The 16,373-nt window shown below is 67.0% G+C and carries 12 protein-coding genes; 11 read left to right on the top strand and 1 reads right to left on the bottom strand.

Translation table 11 applies throughout. The features are described 5' to 3' along the window. The first annotated feature begins 18 nt into the window (after window positions 1-18). The 8 genes from CJ014_RS03145 to CJ014_RS03180 all read left to right on the top strand — a co-directional run bounded on the left by CJ014_RS03145 (window position 19) and on the right by CJ014_RS03180 (window position 10,374). A complete protein-coding gene (locus CJ014_RS03145) occupies window positions 19-1,215 on the top strand; it encodes a multidrug effflux MFS transporter (RefSeq protein ID WP_100079035.1) in 1,197 nt (398 codons plus the stop codon). Continuing rightward, window positions 1,212-2,468 carry an efflux RND transporter periplasmic adaptor subunit gene (locus tag CJ014_RS03150; protein ID WP_100079036.1) on the top strand — a complete coding sequence of 419 codons (1,257 nt, stop codon included), beginning with the start codon at window positions 1,212-1,214 and terminating at the stop codon, window positions 2,466-2,468. Before CJ014_RS03145 ends, CJ014_RS03150 begins: the two co-directional genes overlap by 4 nt. A gap of 3 nt (window positions 2,469-2,471) precedes the next feature. Next, window positions 2,472-4,433, top strand: coding sequence for a MacB family efflux pump subunit (locus tag CJ014_RS03155; RefSeq protein ID WP_100079037.1), 1,962 nt, complete (start codon window positions 2,472-2,474; stop codon window positions 4,431-4,433). Between the two features lie 234 nt (window positions 4,434-4,667). Then, window positions 4,668-5,372, top strand: coding sequence for a CerR family C-terminal domain-containing protein (locus CJ014_RS03160; RefSeq protein WP_100079038.1), 705 nt, complete (start codon window positions 4,668-4,670; stop codon window positions 5,370-5,372). Continuing rightward, window positions 5,369-6,382, top strand: coding sequence for a secretion protein HlyD (gene hlyD, locus CJ014_RS03165; RefSeq protein WP_100079039.1), 1,014 nt, complete (start codon window positions 5,369-5,371; stop codon window positions 6,380-6,382). Before CJ014_RS03160 ends, hlyD begins: the two co-directional genes overlap by 4 nt. Continuing rightward, window positions 6,379-8,133 (top strand): ATP-binding cassette domain-containing protein, encoded by a 1,755-nt coding sequence (locus CJ014_RS03170; protein WP_100079040.1) that lies wholly within the window; start codon window positions 6,379-6,381, stop codon window positions 8,131-8,133. Before hlyD ends, CJ014_RS03170 begins: the two co-directional genes overlap by 4 nt. Then, the gene (locus CJ014_RS03175) at window positions 8,130-9,260 is read left to right on the top strand and encodes an ABC transporter permease (protein WP_100079041.1); all 1,131 of its coding nucleotides are present in this window, start codon (window positions 8,130-8,132) and stop codon (window positions 9,258-9,260) included. The genes CJ014_RS03170 and CJ014_RS03175 overlap by 4 nt, the downstream gene beginning before the upstream one ends. Window position 9,261: 1 nt before the next feature. Next, complete coding sequence (locus tag CJ014_RS03180) at window positions 9,262-10,374, top strand: ABC transporter permease (RefSeq protein ID WP_100079042.1); 1,113 nt, start codon at window positions 9,262-9,264, stop codon at window positions 10,372-10,374. A 59-nt stretch (window positions 10,375-10,433) separates the two neighbouring features. On the opposite strand, the gene CJ014_RS03185 is transcribed toward CJ014_RS03180, so the two are convergent. Continuing rightward, entirely contained in the window at window positions 10,434-12,467 is a 2,034-nt protein-coding gene (locus tag CJ014_RS03185) for a HAMP domain-containing methyl-accepting chemotaxis protein (RefSeq protein WP_100079043.1), read from the bottom strand. Window positions 12,468-13,187: 720 nt separating this feature from the next. Here CJ014_RS03185 and ugpB point away from each other — a divergent pair. From ugpB to ugpE, 3 genes are all read left to right on the top strand, one after another. Beyond that, complete coding sequence (gene ugpB, locus CJ014_RS03190) at window positions 13,188-14,510, top strand: sn-glycerol-3-phosphate ABC transporter substrate-binding protein UgpB (RefSeq protein WP_100079044.1); 1,323 nt, start codon at window positions 13,188-13,190, stop codon at window positions 14,508-14,510. A gap of 117 nt (window positions 14,511-14,627) precedes the next feature. After that, window positions 14,628-15,512, top strand: coding sequence for a sn-glycerol-3-phosphate ABC transporter permease UgpA (gene ugpA, locus CJ014_RS03195; protein ID WP_100079045.1), 885 nt, complete (start codon window positions 14,628-14,630; stop codon window positions 15,510-15,512). A gap of 10 nt (window positions 15,513-15,522) precedes the next feature. Then, window positions 15,523-16,371 carry a sn-glycerol-3-phosphate ABC transporter permease UgpE gene (gene ugpE / locus CJ014_RS03200; protein ID WP_100079046.1) on the top strand — a complete coding sequence of 283 codons (849 nt, stop codon included), beginning with the start codon at window positions 15,523-15,525 and terminating at the stop codon, window positions 16,369-16,371. The last annotated feature ends 2 nt before the right edge of the window (window positions 16,372-16,373 follow it).

The following is a 16,373-nucleotide window of genomic DNA, read 5'->3' on the forward strand; positions in this document are numbered from 1 at the left end:
CGGTAAACCCATGAAACGATGCCTTCCGAAACGAACAGCGCAAAGACTTCCGTCAGCACCCTCAGGCTGACCTTTATCCTCGCCGCCCTCACGGCTTTCGCGCCGCTGTCGACGGACATGTATCTGGCGAGCTTTTCCAGCCTGGCCGCCACCTTCGCCACCGACGAGGGGCGGGTGCAGCTTTCGCTGTCGGTGTTCTTCTTCGGTCTGTCGGTCGGCCAGCTCATCTACGGTCCGCTGATCGACCGCTTCGGCCGCAAGCCGCCGCTGATCGTCGGCCTCGTGGTGTTCACGCTGGCGTCGGTGGCCATCGTCGTGGTGCCGACCGTCGACGGCTTCATCGCGCTGCGCCTGTTCCAGGCGCTCGGCGGCTGCGCCGGCATGGTGGTGAGCCGGGCGGTCGTCTCCGACCTGTTCGACGAGCGCGGCACCGCGCGCTTCCTGTCGCAGATGATGCTGGTGCAGGGGCTGGCACCGATCCTGGCGCCGCTTCTGGGCGGCTACATCCTGGCGGTGGCGCCCTGGGAGGGAATTTTCGCCGTCCTGGCGCTGTTCGGCGCCGGCTGCATCGTCGCCGCGGCGCGCGGCCTGCCGGAGACGCTGCCGCCCGAGCGGCGCCAGGCCGCCGGGCTCGGGGGAATCGGCCGCGCCTTCGGCAAGGTGCTCGCCGACCGGGCCTTCATGGCGCCGACGCTGGCCGGCGCCTTCGCGGCCGCCAGCCTGTTCGCCTTCATCAGCGGCTCGCCCTTCGTCTACATGCAGTTGCATGGCGTCAGCCAGCAGCACTATGGCTGGCTGTTCGGCTTCAACGCCTTCGGCATGATCCTGGCCTCGCAGTTCAACCGGCTGCTGCTGCGCTGGCTCTCGACGAGAACGGTGATGGTGGGCGCGCTCCTCTTCAACATGACCATGGCGGTGGTGCTCGTCGTGTTCGCCGCCCAGGCGTCGCTGCCGGTGCTGGTCGGCCTGTTGTGGCTGTGCCTCGCCACCGGGCCGCTGATCGGCGCCAACGCCATGGCGATCGCCATGAGCCGGGCCGGCGACCATCGCGGCACGGCGTCGTCGGTGATGGGCGTCACCCAGTTCGCCGTCGCCGGCCTTGCCAGCGCGGCGGTCGGCCTGCTGCACGACGGCACCGTCTATCCCATGGTCGGCATCATCCTGGCCGGCGGCGTCCTGGCGTCGCTGGCCTACGTTACGGGACGCCACGCATGACCGCCACACCGCGCCAGCGCAAGAGCCGTCGCGGCCTGATCCTCCTCGTGGCGCTGGTCGTCGCGGCGGCGGTCGGCTATTTCGTCAAGGTCCGCTACTACACGACACCGGCCGTCACCATGATGACCGCCAGCGTCGCCCGCGGCAGCATCGAGGAGACGGTGCTGGCCACCGGCCAGCTCCGGCCGGTGAAGCTGGTCGCCGTCGGCGCCCAGGCGTCCGGCCGGATCACCTCGCTGCATGTCGAGCTCGGCGCGCAGGTCAAGGCGGGCGACCTCATCGCCGAGATCGATTCGGCCACCCAGCAGAACAACCTCAAGACGGCCGAGGCGTCGCTCGCCAACATCCACGCCCAGCGTGCCGAGAAGGAGGCCTCGCTGACGCTGGCCCGCCAAACGCTGGCCCGCCAGCGGGACATGGCCTCGCAGAACGCCGTCGCCCGCGCCGACCTCGAGAGCGCCGAGGCGGACGTCAAGACCACCGAGGCGCAGATCGCCTCGCTCGACGCCCAGATCGAGTCGGCCGAGGTGGAGGTGGAGACGGCCAAGGTCAATCTCGGCTATACCCGCATCACCGCGCCGATCGACGGCACGGTGCTGGCCATCGTCAGCCAGGCCGGCCAGACGGTCAACGCCTCCCAGTCGACGCCGACCATCGTCGTGCTGGGACAGCTCGACACCATGACGGTGCGCGCCGAGATATCGGAGGCCGACATCGTCCACGTGAAGCCGGGCCAGAAGGTCTACTTCACCGTCATCGGCGATCCCGAACACCGCTACGACGCGGCGCTGGAAAGCATCGATCCGGCGCCGGAATCGATCCGCAGCGACGCGGCCATCGCCTCGTCGAGCTCGTCCTCGTCTTCGTCGACGAGCTCGTCGTCCACCTCGGCCATCTATTATTACGGCAATTTCGACGTGCCCAATCCGGACGGCAGTCTGCGGACCTACATGACCGCCGAGGTGAACATCGTGCTCGGCAGCGCCGAAAACGTCCTGACGGTGCCGGCGGCCGCGCTGGGCAACCGCGATCGGGACGGGAAATACAGCGTCAAGGTGCTGAATGCCGACGGCAGCACGGCGGAGCGCCGCGTCGAGATCGGCCTCAACGACAAGGTCAACGCCGAGGTGAAATCCGGCCTCGAGGAGGGCGACAAGGTGGTGACCGGCGAGATGACCGCCGCCCAGCGGTCGGCCTCCGCCGCGTCGATGAGGCTCGGCCGTGGCGGCGGCGGGCCGCCGCCGGGGATGTGAGCCATGGCCGAGCTCATCCGGCTGGAAAAGCTGCGGCGCGAATTCCCGTCCGGCGAGGACACGATCACCGTGCTGAAGGACCTCGACCTGGTGATCGAGGCCGGCGAGATGGTGGCGATCGTCGGCGCCTCCGGCTCCGGCAAGTCGACGCTGATGAACATCCTCGGCTGCCTCGACCGGGCGACCGCCGGCAGCTACCGCATCTCCGGGCGGGAAACGGCCATGCTCGAGCCGGACGAGCTCGCCGCCCTCCGGCGCGAGCATTTCGGCTTCATCTTCCAGCGCTACCACCTGCTCGGCGAGCTCGACGCGCTCGCCAACGTGGAGATCCCCGCCATCTACGCCGGCATGACGCCGCGCGACCGGCGGGCGCGCGCCGCGGATCTGCTCGACCGGCTCGGCATGAGCGACCGCACCGATCACCGGCCGGGGCAGCTCTCCGGCGGCCAGCAGCAGCGCGTCTCGATCGCCCGCGCCCTGATGAACGGCGCCAACGTCATCCTCGCCGACGAGCCGACCGGCGCCCTCGACAAGCATTCCGGCGAGGAGGTGCTGCGCATCCTCGAGGAGCTGAACGCCGAGGGCAAGACGATCATCATCGTCACCCACGACATGAACGTGGCGAGCCGCGCCCGCCGCATCATCGAGATTTCCGACGGCGTCATCATCTCCGACCGTGCCAACGCGCCGGAACGGCCGGCTCCCGCTCCGGTGGCGACCGCCGCCGCCGAGCAGACGCGGCGCGGCGGCTACCTGCGCTCGCTGGCCGACCGCTTCAAGGAGGCGTTGCGCATGGCGGTGCTGGCCATGGCGGCGCACCGCCTCAGGACCTTCCTGACCATGCTCGGCATCATCATCGGCATCGCCTCGGTGGTGTCGGTGGTGGCGATCGGCCAGGGCACGCAGCAGCAGGTGCTCGCCAACATCTCCAACCTCGGCACCAACACGCTGGAGATCTTCGCCGGCCGCAGCTTCGGCGACACGCGCTCGGCCCGCATCACCACGCTGGTGGTGGCCGACGCCGAGGCGCTGGCCCGGCAGAGCTACGTCGCCGCCGTCACCCCCACCGTCTCCACCAGCGCGACGCTGCGCGTCGGCTCGCAGGAGGCGAGCGCGCTGGTCAACGGCGTCGGCGAGCAGTATTTCGCGGCGCGCGGCACCAAGCTCGCCGAGGGCAGCTTCTTCGATGCGGCGTCGGTGCGCAACCGGGCGACCGACGTGGTCATCGACGAGAATACCCGCAAGACGCTGTTTGCCGACGGCGCGAGCTCGCCGGTGGGGCAGGTGCTGCTGATCGGCAACGTGCCGGCCCGCATCGTCGGCGTGACGCAGCCGCAGCAGGGCGGCTTCGGCTCCAGCCAGAACCTCTCCGTCTACCTGCCGTACACGACGGTGCAGACCCGCTTCCTCGGCACCATGTCGCTGCGCTCGATCACCGTGCGCGTCGCCGACGAGGTCGACACCAGCCTCGCCGAGCAGGACGTGACGCGCTTCCTGACCCAGCGCCACGGCAGCCAGGACTTCTTCATCCTCAACACCGACGACATCCGCCAGACGATCACCTCGACGACGCAGATGCTGACGCTGCTGATCGCCGCCATCGCCGTCATCTCGCTGGTGGTCGGCGGCATCGGCGTCATGAACATCATGCTGGTGTCGGTGTCGGAACGGGTGAGCGAGATCGGCGTGCGCATGGCGGTCGGCGCCCGGCAGGGCGACATATTGCAGCAGTTCCTGATCGAAGCGGTGCTGGTGTGCCTGATCGGCGGCCTTTGCGGCATCGGCGCCGCCTTCGGCATCGGCCAACTGGTGCAAGCTCTCTCAAGCGATTTCACGCTGATCTATTCGACCACCTCGATCGTCGCCGCCTGCGTCTGCTCGACGCTGATCGGCGTCGTCTTCGGCTTCCTGCCGGCCCGCAACGCCTCCCGGCTCGACCCCGTGGTGGCGCTGTCGCGCGATTGAGGAGTAGCCGCAGGGATATTTCCGGCGGAGCTCCTTTTTGCGGTCCTACGTCTCGGTGTAGGAACAGAATTATATAATGAAAACATATATATAGATTGTTATCCTACGCGAAGGCGTAGGACCTCGGGCAGGAAAAGGCGCCACGCGGATATCGAAGGCCTGTTTCCGGATGCAGCAGTTTTATTCGTAAATCAGTCGATTGACTGAATTGCTGGCGGGTGTAGAGTGAAGGGCATGACGAAGGCACCTTCCACCCGTTCCGCCGGCGATGCCGCCAGCCCCGACGGCACGCGCGAAAAGCTCCTCCTGGCCGCGCTCGAACTGTTCGGCCGATACGGCTTCGAGGGCATCTCGACGCGCAAGCTCGCCGAGCGGGCGGGCGTCAACCTCCAGGCGATCAACTACTATTTCGGCAACAAGCGCGGCCTCTACAACGCCGTCGCCGACTATCTGATCGAGCGGCTGCAGATGCGCCTCGGCGAGCGGCGACGCATGGTGCTCGATCGCTTTGCCGAAGCGCAATCCGGCGGCCGGCCGATCGACGCCCCGGAGGCGCGCGCCATCCTGACCATGCTCGGCGAATCCATGCTGACGCTGTTCGCCGACGACGAGTCGGCCGTCTGGGTGCGCTACATGGTGCGCGAGCAGGCCGAGCCGACCGAGGCCTACGACCGCATCTACGCGGGTTTCATGCAGCCGGTGCTCGCCGCCGCCCGCCATCTGGTCGGCATTCTCCTCGAAGCCGATCCCTTGTCCGAGCGGGTGCGGCTCCGGACGCTGTCGCTGGTCGGCTCGCTGATCATCTATCGCGTCGACCGGGCCACCATCCTGCGCGAGATGGGCTGGTCGGCGGTCGGTCCCGAGGAAATCGCCGCGATCCGCGGCATCGCCGCCGATCTGGTCGCCGGCATCCGTCCCAGCGGGGAAAGCGCAGCATGAACAAGATCGTCCCCGTCGTCCTGCTCGTTGCCGCCGCCGGTGCCGCCGCCGCCTGGTACTGGGGCGTGCCGCAGCGCTACGGCTACCTCCTGCCGGCGCCGCCGACGCAGGAGATCTACGGCAACGTCGACATCCGCCAGGTATCGCTCGGCTTCCGGGTCGGCGGCCGGCTCGCCGCGGTGGCGGTGGAGGAGGGCGACGCGGTGAAGACCGGCGATGTGCTGGCCCGCCTCGATGCCGGTCCCTACGAGATCGCCGTCCGCGCCGCCGAGGAGAACGTCGCGGCGCTCGGGGCGACGCTCGACAAGCTCAAGGCGGGCGCCCGTCCGTCGGAGATCGAGCAGGCGCGCGCCGCCTACGAGGAACAGGTCGCCAGCCTCGCCAATGCCGAGCAGGCGCTTTCGCGCGCCGGGCAGTTGCGCAGCCAGGGCACCGTCGCCCAGTCGAACCTCGATGCGGCGACCGCCACCAGGGATATGGCGAGCGCCCGCGTCGCCAGCGCCAAGGCGGCGCTCGCCCTGATCGAGGAGGGCAGCCGGGCCGAAGACATCGCCGGTGCCGAGGCGCAGTTGCGCGCCGCCGAGGCGCAGCTCGACAGCGCCCGCACCTCGCTCGCCGACACCGAGCTGAAGGCGCCGGCCGATGGGGTGATCCTGTCGCGCGTCAGCGAGCCGGGCGCCATCGTTGCCTCGTCGACCAACGTGCTGGTGCTGGCGCTGACCGAGCCGGTGTGGGTGCGCGCCTATGTCTCGGAAGCGGACCTCGGCCGCGTCCATCCCGGGCTGAAGGTCAAGGTCACGTCCGACGGCACGACGGGCGCCGGCTACCAAGGGCAGGTGGGCTTCATCTCGCCGGTGGCGGAATTCACGCCGAAGTCGGTCGAGACGCCGGATCTCCGCACCGACCTCGTCTATCGCCTGCGCATCATCGTCGACCATCCGGGCAAGGACCTGAGGCAGGGCATGCCGGTTACCGTTCATCTGCCGCCCTCGGCAAGCGAGGCAAGATGAGCACCGTCGCCGACGACGGCGGCGCGTCCGTCCTCGTTCGTCTCGACGGCGTCACAAAGCGCTTCGGCGACGGGCCGCCGGCCCTCGACGACGTTTCGGGCGACATCCGCGGCGGCGAGATCACCGGCCTCGTCGGCCCGGACGGCGCCGGCAAGACGACGCTGATCCGCCTGATGACCGGACTGATGCAGCCCGAGGCCGGCCGCGTCGTCGTGCTCGACCACGACGCGCGCACCGAGGCGCCGGCCATCCAGGCGGCGATCGGCTACATGCCGCAGCGGTTCGGTCTCTACGAGGATCTTTCGGTTCAGGAGAACCTCGATCTTTATGCCGACATGCGCGGCCTGCCGCGCCGCGAGCGGCCGGCCGTCTTCGACGAGCTCCTGACGTTCACCGACCTCAAGCGCTTCACCGATCGCCTGGCCGGCAAGCTGTCCGGCGGCATGAAGCAGAAGCTCGGCCTCGCCTGCGCGCTGATCCGCAAGCCGCGCCTGCTGCTGCTCGACGAACCGGGCGTCGGCGTCGATCCGATCTCGCGGCGCGAACTTTGGAAGATGGTGGAGAACCTCACCGCCGAGGGCATCGGCGTCGTCTGGTCGACCGCCTATCTCGACGAGGCGGAGGCCTGCGACCACGTCCTGCTGATGAATGCCGGCAAGCTGCTCTACGCCGGCACGCCGTCCGGCCTGACCGACCGCGTCGAGGGGCGGGTGCGGCGGCTCACCGGCATCGACGGCAGCCGCCGCCGGCTGCTCGCCCGCCTTCTCGACGACGACAAGGTGGTCGACGGCGTCATCCAGGGCGAAGCGATCCGGCTGGTTCTGGCGAGCGAAGGCGATGCCGAGGGCGTCGCCAGGGCGGCGGGGGGCGAGGCCGATCATCTCGTTGCCGCGACGCCGCGCTTCGAGGACGCCTTCGTCGACATGCTGGGCGGTGGTCCGAGCGGCCGCTCGGCGCTGGCCGAAGCGCAGGCGCCGCGCGAGACGGGCAACGGCCGACCGGTGATCGAGGCGCGCGGCCTCACCAAGCGCTTCGGCGATTTCACCGCCGCCGACCGCATCAGCTTCGATATTCCGCGCGGCCAGATCTTCGGCCTGCTCGGCCCCAACGGCGCCGGCAAGTCCACCACCTTCAAGATGCTGTGCGGCCTTTTGAAGCCGACCGAGGGCGAGGGCAGGGTGGCCGGCTTCGATCTCCGCCGCGACGCCGCCGAGGCGCGCAACCGGCTCGGCTACATGGCGCAGAAGTTCTCGCTCTACGGCGATCTCTCGGTCGGCCAGAACCTCGATTTCTTCGCCGGCGTCTATGGCCTCGCCGGTGCGCGTCGCCGGGAGCGCATCGCCCTGATGCTCGACATCTTCGATCTCACGCCGCAAGCGGCCATGTCGGCCAAGGACCTGCCGCTCGGCCTCAAGCAGCGCCTGGCGCTGGCCGCCGCCGTCATGCACGAGCCGGAGGCGCTGTTCCTCGACGAGCCGACGTCGGGCGTCGATCCGATCACCCGCCGCGAGTTCTGGACGCATATCAATGGCCTCGTCGAGAAGGGGGTGACGGTGCTGGTCACCACCCATTTCATGGACGAGGCGGAATACTGCGACCGCATCTCGCTGATCTATCGCGGCAGGTCGATCGCCCTCGGCTCGCCGGACGAACTCAAGGCCAAGGTGGCGACCGCCGATCGGCCCGATCCCACCATGGAGGACGCCTTCATCGCGCTGATCGAGGCGAGCGAACGGGAGGCCGCCGCATGAACGCCCATCGCCGCGGCCGGGCGCGCCGCCTCGTCGCGCTGATCCGCAAGGAAAGCTTCCAGATCGTCCGCGACCCCTCCAGCATCCTGATCGCGCTGGTGCTGCCGCTGATCCTGCTGTTCCTGTTCGGCTACGGCGTGTCGCTCGATACCACGCGGACGCGCGTCGGCCTCGTGCTCGAGGAGACGACGCCGGTCACGCTCGATCTGGCGGCGAGTTTCCAGAACTCCCGCTATTTCGACGTGACGGTGGGTCGCGACCGGCGCGAGTTCGCCGAGGACCTGGTCGAGAGCCGCATCGGCGGCATCCTCGTCATACCCGGCGGTTTCACCGCCGACCTCACGGCCGCCCGCCATCCGGTGGTGCAGGTGATCGTCGATGGCGCCGATCCCAACACGGCCAGCTTCGTGCAGAACTACGCGGCCGGCACCGTCTCCACCTGGGAGGCGCAGCGGGCGGCCGAGCGGGCGCTGACGGCAACACCGCTCGGCGTCCAGCAGCGCTTCTGGTTCAATCCGGAGCTCAAGAGCCGCTATTTCCTGGTGCCGGGCTCGATCAGCATCGTCATGACGCTGGTCGGCACGCTGCTCACCTCGATGGTGATCGCCCGCGAATGGGAACGCGGCACCATGGAGGCGATGATGGCGACGCCGGTCACCGCCTGGGAACTGCTGGCCGGCAAGATCGTTCCCTATTTCCTGCTCGGCCTCGGTTCGATGAGCCTCTGCGTCGTCCTCGCCGTATTGCTGTTCGACGTGCCGTTCCGGGGATCGATCCTGGCGCTCTACGCGCTGTCGGCCGCCTTCCTGATGCCGGCGCTCGGGCAGGGGTTCCTGATCTCGGCGGTCACCAAGAACCAGTTTCTCGCCTCCCAACTGGCGCTTCTGTCGGGCTTCCTGCCAAGCTTCCTGCTGTCCGGCTTCATCTTCGAGATCAACTCGATGCCGCTGGTGATCCAGTACGTCTCGCTGATCGTGCCGGCCCGCTACCTGATCCCCAGCCTGCAATCGGTGTTCCTGGCCGGCGATATCTGGCCGATGTTCCTCCGCTCGATCCTGATCCTGGTCGGCTTCGGCGTCGTCCTGTTCGCCGTCGCCATCCGCAAGACCGCCAAGAGGATCGCCTGACATGGGCTTGACCCGCCTCCTCGCCCTGGTTCGCAAGGAATTTCTCGCCCTCTTCCGCGACCCGAAGAGCCGCATCGTGCTGATTGCGCCGCCCGTGCTGCAATTGCTGGTGTTTTCCTACGCGGCGACGCTGGAGGTGCGGAACATCGACGTCATGGCGCTCAACCGCGACGCCGGCCATTGGGGCGCCGAACTCATCAGCCGCATCGAGGCGTCGCCGCAGTTCCGCATGGTCCGGCGTACGGATGATCCGGCCGTGCTCCGCGAGGCGATCGACCGCGAGCGGGTGATCGCCGCCGTCGAGATCGGACCGGATTTCTCGCGCGACATCGAGGCCGGCGCGACCGCCGACGTGGCGGTCCTCCTCGACGGCCGGCGTTCCAATGCGTCGCAGATCGTCTCCGGCTACATCTCGTCCATTGCGGCGGGCCTTGCTGCCGACACGCCGGCCGGGCAGCGGCTCGCTGCCGTCCGCGTCGGCACGGTGGCGCGCAATTGGTTCAATCCCAACCTCGAATTCAAGTGGTTCATGGTGCCCGGCCTCGTCGCGTCGATCGCCATGCTGGTGGGGCTCCTGGTGACGGCGCTCTCCATCGCCCGTGAACGCGAGCTCGGCACCTTCGACCAGTTGATGGTGTCGCCGCTCAGGACGCACGAGATCCTGATCGGCAAGGTGATCCCGCCGATCCTGATCGGCTTCGTGCACATCACGCTGTTCATTGTCGCCGCCGTCTGGATCTTCGACATTCCGCTGCGCGGGTCGGTGCTCGCCCTCTATGGCGCCGCCTTCTTCTACCTGATCTCGCTGGTCGGCTTCGGCCTGTTCATCTCGGCGCTGGCGGCGACGCAGCAGCAGGCCATTCTCGGCGCCTTCCTGTTCCTGGCGCCGGCCATGCTGCTTTCCGGCTTCGCCACGCCGATCGCCAACATGCCGGAATGGCTGCAGGTGCTCACCTACGTCAATCCGCTCCGCTATTTCCTGGTGATCGTGCGCGGCGTGTTCCTGAAGGAAATCCCGCTCGCCGAGATCGTCGCCGAGACGGCACCGATGGCGCTGATCGCCGCGGTGACATTGCCGGCCGCCGGCTGGCTGTTCCGCAGCCGGCTCGAGTGAGACGAAAGGGAAGCGGCGGCCGGGGAGGCCGCCGCGAGGTTGCTGCCGAAGTCCGCCTGTCAGGCGCTACGCACCGACGACAGGAAGCGGCTCACCTCGTCGCGCAGCGTATCCGACTGGCGGGCGAGGTCGTCGGCCGAGGCTTGCACCTGGGTCGCGGCGCTGGAGGATTCGGTCGCCGCCTGGGTGATGCCGACGATGTTCTGCGACACCTGGTGGGTACCCGACGACGCTTGGGCGACGTTGCGGGCGATCTCGTTGGTGGCCGCGCCCTGCTGGTCGACGGCAACGGCGATCGACGAAGCGATGGCGTTGAGCTGCTCGATGATCGAGGTGATGCCGACGATCGCTTCGGCCGACGACTGGGTCGACGACTGGATCTCGCCGATCTGGTGGGAGATCTGCGAGGTGGCCTTCGACGTCTGATCGGCGAGCTGCTTGACCTCGGCGGCGACCACCGCGAAGCCCTTGCCGGCCTCGCCGGCGCGGGCCGCTTCTATGGTGGCGTTCAAGGCCAGAAGATTGGTCTGGCTGGCGATGTTCTCGATGAGGTTGACCACCTCGCCGATGCGGTTGGCGCTGTCGGCCAGCTCGCGGACGCGATTGGCGGTGGCCTGCGCGTCGCTGGCGGCGCGGGAGGCGACGCGGGTGCTCTCGTCGGCCTGGCGCTTGATTTCACCGATGGAGGAGGCGAGCTCCTCGGCCGAGGCCGCCACGGTCTCGACATTGGTGGAGGCTTCCTCGGCGGCGCTCGCCACGGTGACCGACTGCCCCGACACCTCCTCGGTGGCCGAGGTCATCGACCGCGCGGCAAGCTGCAATTGCGCGGAGGCGCTGACCACCGACTGCACGACGCCGCCCACCGCCATCTCGAAGGCATTGGCGAGCTGGTTCATCTCGCCGCGGCGGCGTTCCTCTGTCGCCGCCTTGGCGTGTTCCTGCTCGACGCGCAGCCGCTCGTTCTCCTGCAACCCGTCCTTGAACACGTTGAGCGTCGAGGCCATGGTGCCCACCTCGTCGCTCCGGCCGAGACCGGGAATCGCCACCGCCAGCTCGCCCGCCGAAAGGCGCTGCATGGCGCGGGTGATCGAGACGATCGGCCGGGAAATGCCGCGACCGAGCAATACGGCGAGCACGAGGCCGAGCACGAGGCCGCCGGCCGAGATGCCGCCCAGCATGGTTTCCGACGAGGCCAGCATCCGCTCGGACTTGGCCTGCAGCGCCGCCTGGCTCTTGTTGGCGACGCCCATGAAGGCATTGAGCGTGTCGGTGATGGCGGCGACCTTGTCGCTCAGCGCCGCGACGTCCTTGATGTTCTGAAGGCTGGAGGCCTGGATGACCGTGAAATCGGATTCGTACTGGCTGGCCTTGTCGCGCAACTCGGCGAAGGTCGAACGCAGGTCCTTGGGACCGGTCTTGGCGGTGGAATCGATCCAGGTGTCGGCGGTGGTCAGCGTGTCGAGCGCCGCCTGCAGGGATTCGTCGTCGAGGTTGGCAAGGGCGACGTTGACCTGGTTCTGCACCAGCAGCACCAGTCGCAGGATCTCGTTGACGGTGTCGCGCGTGCCGCCGTCGCTGGTGGCCAGCGCAATGGCGGCGATGTCTTCGAGGCCCTTCTGCACGGCGGCGATGGCCGGTTCCATCGACTGGGTGCGCATGGTCGCCAGCTTGGCTTTTTCGGCGCCGATGCGCGTGAGCTCCGTCGCATAGGATTCGAACTCGAGGCTCAGTTCCTGCAGCGTGTCGCGCTGGCCGAAGTCGGAAATCTTGCCGATGCCGTCGGCGATGGCGGCCCGCAGCACCTCGGCCTGCTTTTCGGTCGCCTGGGCCGTGCCGGGCAGCGAGGTGTAGATGAGTTCGCGGCTGAGGCGATGGTATTCGAGGAATTTCGCCTGGATGTCGTTGGCGATGCTGACTTCCAGGTTGCGGACGGCGAGGTCGGTGACCACGCTGTTCGACTGGGAGAAGGTCCTGAGCGCGACGCCGGCGACGATAGCCATTAGCGTTAGCGCTACCAGGAAGCCGAAAACGATCTTTCCCGATATGCCGAGCCGCCAGACCTTTCCCTTGAGCTTGCCAATCGTCCAGCGCATCTCTCTCTCCCAAAAATCCGTTCGGCCAAATGCCTTGTCTGGACCGCGCGTCCAGCGTGTGTCGGGCTCAATTCAGGACCGCACGGGTTAAGCCGCCGTTTATTCGATGGGCGAACTTGAACATCTGATCACGTCGTTTGCACAAATGAACAGGTAATTCTCAATGTAATCTATTTTGGATTGACACGAAACGATACATGGAAAGATTATTCTTTCTGATTTCTGCGTATTTTATTGCCGCAGCAAAGTATATTGTGGCATCGAGTGAAAGGGTGTCGTAATGCCGCTGTAAAGAAGGGGTCGCCTGGCAAACGAGGTACTTCTCGTCGGGCGGCAAGCTGATGTCGTCTGGAGATGCAGAGGGCAGATATTGGCCATAGCGGCCGGCGACAGGCGATCGCACCCCCGGTTTCTTCACCGGATTCTGACGCGAGCGTTGGCCCGCTATCCACTTGGGTGAAGATACGTATAGACCAAAGAACTAGGTGTTTCTGGCCGCCCGGCAACAGCCTGCGAGAGGCGTCGCAGGACACGGGATTCCGATAAGTCCGCCGATTCGACCATGATTTTTCCACCGTGCCGTCTCGTCTTGTGGGCGGATGGAGGAAGTTTCCGGCCCGGTGCCGGCCGTCGTCGAACCGTCACGGGGAAGCAATGCCCCTGTCATATGCCGCTCCTACTGCTTGCCGTCACCGACAACCTCGAAAGTAGGAAGACGCCATGCTGACGCGATCCCTCATCGCCGGGCTTGCCCTGACCTTTTTGTCCAGTTCCTCGTTCGCGGCCACCGAGATCACCTGGTGGCACGCCATGGGCGGCGAGCTTGGCAAGAAGCTCGACGAAATCGTCGCCAAGTATAACGCCTCGCAGGACGACTATAAGGTGACCGCGGTCTACAAGGGCTCCTATCCCGAGACCATGACGGCCGCCATCGCCGCCTTCCGCGCCAAGCAGCAGCCCGACATCGTCCAGGTGTTCGAGGTCGGCACCGGCACCATGATGGCCGCCAAGGGCGCCATCTATCCGGTCTACGAGCTGATGAAGGACACCGGCACCGCCTTCGATCCCAAGGCGTTCCTGTCGGCCGTGGTCGGCTACTATACCGACGCCGACGGCAACATGCTGTCGATGCCGTTCAACTCGTCGACGCCGATCCTCTACTACAACAAGGACGTCTTTCAGAAGGCCGGGCTCGATCCCGAGCAGCCGCCCAAGACCTGGGAGGACGTCGAGGCCTATTCGAAGAAGATCATGTCGTCGGGCGCCGCCAAGTGCGGCTTCACCACCGGCTGGATCTCCTGGGTGCAGCTCGAGAACTTCTCGGCCTGGCACAACAAGCCGATCGGCACCCTCCAGAACGGCATTGGCGGCATGGACGCCGAGCTGACCGTCAACGGCGACCTGCAGGTCCGTCACTGGACCAACCTCAAGACGTGGCAGGACGAGGGTCTGTTCCAGTACGGCGGCCCGGGCGGCGGCAACGACGCGCCGCCGAAGTTCTACAGCCAGGAATGCGCCATCTACATGAACTCGTCGGCCTCGCTGGCCGGCGTGGTCGCCAACGCCAAGGACTTCAAGGTCGGCTTCGGCATGCTGCCCTACTACTCCGACGTCGAGGGCGCGCCGCAGAACTCGATCATCGGCGGCGCCACGCTCTGGGTGCTGAGGGGCCACGGCGAGGCCGAATACAAGGGCGTCGCCAACTTCTTCACCTTCCTGTCCTCGCCGGAAGTGCAGGCCGACTGGCATCAGTATTCGGGCTATCTGCCGATCACCGAGGCCGCCTACAAGCTCGGCCAGGAGCAGGGCTTCTACGCCAACAATCCCGGCACCGACGTCGCCATCAAGCAGATCACGCTCAATCCGCCGACCGACAACTCCAAGGGCCTGCGCTTCGGCAACTACGTGCAGATCCGCGACGTGATCGACGAGGAGTTCCAGAACCTGCTGGCCGGCAAGAAGACGCCGAAGGATGCGCTCGACTCGGTGGTAACGCGCGGCAACAAGCTGATCGCCGACTTCCGCGCCGCCGCCAACGGCTGAGCCGCCTGCCTTTCACCGAAATCCGGCGCCGACGGGCCGCTCCCGTCCGGCGCCGGTGTTCATGCGGGCGAGGGCCGAACCCCCGGCTCCGCCACGCTCCTCGATCCGGTTTCCTCCATGCAGACCAAGCGCACCGTCTTCGGCAACCGCCTGCTGCCCTACGCGCTCCTCCTGCCGCAGCTCGCGGTGACCGTCGTGTTCTTCCTGTGGCCGGCGGCGCAGGCGGTCCTCCAGTCCTTTCAGCGCGAGGATGCCTTCGGCCTCTCCACGACCTGGGTGGGCCTCGCCAACTACGCCGATCTCCTCGACGAGCCGACCTATCTCAATTCCTTGAAGGTGACGGCGATCTTCGCGCCGGCGGTGACGGCCCTGTCGGTCGGTCTCGGCCTGGTGTTCGCCGTCAGCCTCGACCGGCTCGTTCGCGGCAGCCGCATCTACGCGGCGCTCCTGGTCTGGCCCTACGCGGTGGCGCCGGCCGTCGCCGGCATCATGTGGTGGTTCCTGTTCAATCCCACCATCGGCCTTCTGCCCTATCTTCTCGCCGCGGTCGGCTATCGCTGGGACCATGCGCTGCAACCGACCGACGCCATGATCCTGGTGGTGATCGCCGCCAGCTGGAAGCAGGTTTCCTACAATTTCCTGTTCTTCATGGCCGGCCTGCAGGCGATTCCGAAGTCGATGATCGAGGCGGCGGCCATCGACGGCGCCGGGCCGGTGAAGCGGTTCTTCACCATCGTCCTGCCGCTCCTGTCGCCCACCACCTTCTTCCTTGCCGTCATCAACCTCGTCTACGCGATGTTCGACACCTTCCCGGTGATCCACGCCACCACCGGCGGCAACCCGGCCCAGTCGACCAACATCCTCGTCTACAAGGTGTTCGTCGACGGCTTCATCGGCCTCAACCTCGGCTCGTCGGCGGCGCAGTCGGTGGTGCTGATGGCCATCGTCGTGGCGCTGACGGTGATCCAGTTCAAATGGGTCGAGCGCAAGGTAACCTATTGAGGAAACGGCCATGATCGACCGCCATCCCTGGCTCGACGCGCTTGCCCATGCCGTGCTGATCGCCGGCGTGGTGCTCGTCGCCTTTCCGGTCTACGTCGCCTTCATCGCCTCGACGCACGGCCCCCACGACTTCATGTCCGGACTGGTTCCCTTGCTGCCGGGCAGCGAAATGGTCGCCAACTATCGCGCGATGCTGACCGACGGCCTGTCCAGTTCGGGCGCCCCGCCGCTCGGCGGCATGCTGTGGAACTCGCTGATGATGGCGCTGATCATCGCCTTCGGCAAGATCGCCATCTCCATCCTGTCGGCCTATGCCATCGTCTACTTCCGCTTTCCCTTCCGGGCGGTCGCCTTCTGGATGATCTTCGTCACGCTGATGCTGCCGGTCGAGGTGCGCATCGTGCCGACCTTCAAGGTGGTGGCCGATCTCGGCCTGCTCGACAGCTACGCCGGCCTCACCGTGCCGCTGATCGCCTCGGCGACCGCCACCTTCCTGTTCCGCCAGTTCTTCCTGACGGTGCCGGACGAACTGATGGAGGCGGCGCGCATCGACGGCGCCGGGCCGCTCAAGTTCTTCCGCGACGTGCTGCTGCCGCTGAGCCGCACCAACATCGCCGCGCTGTTCGTCATCCTCTTCATCTACGGCTGGAACCAGTATCTCTGGCCGCTGATGGTCACCACCACGTCCAGCCACTACACCATCGTCATGGGCATCAAGCGCATGTCGGACGTCGCCGACGCACTGCCTCAGTGGAACGTCGTCATGACCACCGTGGTGCTGGCCATGCTGCCGCCGGTGGTCGTTGTGGTCGGCATGCAGCGGCTGTTCGTCAAGGGCCTCATCGAAACGGAGAAGTGAGC

Source organism: Pleomorphomonas carboxyditropha (assembly GCF_002770725.1).
Classification (GTDB): Bacteria; Pseudomonadota; Alphaproteobacteria; order Rhizobiales; family Pleomorphomonadaceae; genus Pleomorphomonas; species Pleomorphomonas carboxyditropha.

Excerpts from the sequence above, each read along its gene's own strand:
- CJ014_RS03145 (WP_100079035.1), top strand. The coding sequence starts at position 19 with ATGCCTTCCGAAACGAACAGCGCAAAGACTTCCGTCAGCACCCTCAGG.
- CJ014_RS03160 (WP_100079038.1), top strand. The coding sequence starts at position 4,668 with ATGACGAAGGCACCTTCCACCCGTTCCGCCGGCGATGCCGCCAGCCCC.
- CJ014_RS03180 (WP_100079042.1), top strand. The coding sequence starts at position 9,262 with ATGGGCTTGACCCGCCTCCTCGCCCTGGTTCGCAAGGAATTTCTCGCC.
- CJ014_RS03150 (WP_100079036.1), top strand. The coding sequence starts at position 1,212 with ATGACCGCCACACCGCGCCAGCGCAAGAGCCGTCGCGGCCTGATCCTC.
- ugpB (WP_100079044.1), top strand. The coding sequence starts at position 13,188 with ATGCTGACGCGATCCCTCATCGCCGGGCTTGCCCTGACCTTTTTGTCC.
- CJ014_RS03170 (WP_100079040.1), top strand. The coding sequence starts at position 6,379 with ATGAGCACCGTCGCCGACGACGGCGGCGCGTCCGTCCTCGTTCGTCTC.
- CJ014_RS03175 (WP_100079041.1), top strand. The coding sequence starts at position 8,130 with ATGAACGCCCATCGCCGCGGCCGGGCGCGCCGCCTCGTCGCGCTGATC.
- ugpA (WP_100079045.1), top strand. The coding sequence starts at position 14,628 with ATGCAGACCAAGCGCACCGTCTTCGGCAACCGCCTGCTGCCCTACGCG.
- hlyD (WP_100079039.1), top strand. The coding sequence starts at position 5,369 with ATGAACAAGATCGTCCCCGTCGTCCTGCTCGTTGCCGCCGCCGGTGCC.
- CJ014_RS03155 (WP_100079037.1), top strand. The coding sequence starts at position 2,472 with ATGGCCGAGCTCATCCGGCTGGAAAAGCTGCGGCGCGAATTCCCGTCC.
- CJ014_RS03185 (WP_100079043.1), bottom strand. The coding sequence starts at position 12,467 with ATGCGCTGGACGATTGGCAAGCTCAAGGGAAAGGTCTGGCGGCTCGGC.
- ugpE (WP_100079046.1), top strand. The coding sequence starts at position 15,523 with ATGATCGACCGCCATCCCTGGCTCGACGCGCTTGCCCATGCCGTGCTG.